This is a genomic window from Winogradskyella poriferorum, from assembly GCF_050618035.1.
Lineage (GTDB): Bacteria > Bacteroidota > Bacteroidia > Flavobacteriales > Flavobacteriaceae > Winogradskyella > Winogradskyella poriferorum_A.
This window is the reverse complement of record NZ_JBODPY010000168.1, coordinates 1-228: the sequence shown is the minus strand read 5'-3', so window position 1 is coordinate 228 and position 228 is coordinate 1. Positions and strand designations below refer to the sequence as shown.

Genomic DNA, 228 nt, shown 5'->3' with positions numbered 1-228 from the left:
AATGTATTTAGTCACAAAAGTTTCTTTATGATGATGTCCGTGGTCTTCGTGATCGTGAGTATCTGCGTGTGCTGACATAATCTATATAAGTTTTATTCTTTCTGTTTAAATTAATTTTGAATCAATGAGTCTTTGAATAGCTGTTGCTGACTCATCCAAGCTTGGTACTCTTCTTCTGTTTCCACAACAATTTTCATTTGCATGTTGTAATGAGATTTTCCACAAATC

1 pseudogene is annotated in these 228 nt (G+C 33.3%); it reads right to left on the bottom strand.

What is annotated here, in order from left to right:
• Window positions 1-110: 110 nt before the first annotated feature.
• Window positions 111-228: pseudogene (locus tag ACRHOC_RS15335) on the bottom strand (cytochrome c oxidase subunit II); the annotation flags it as partial.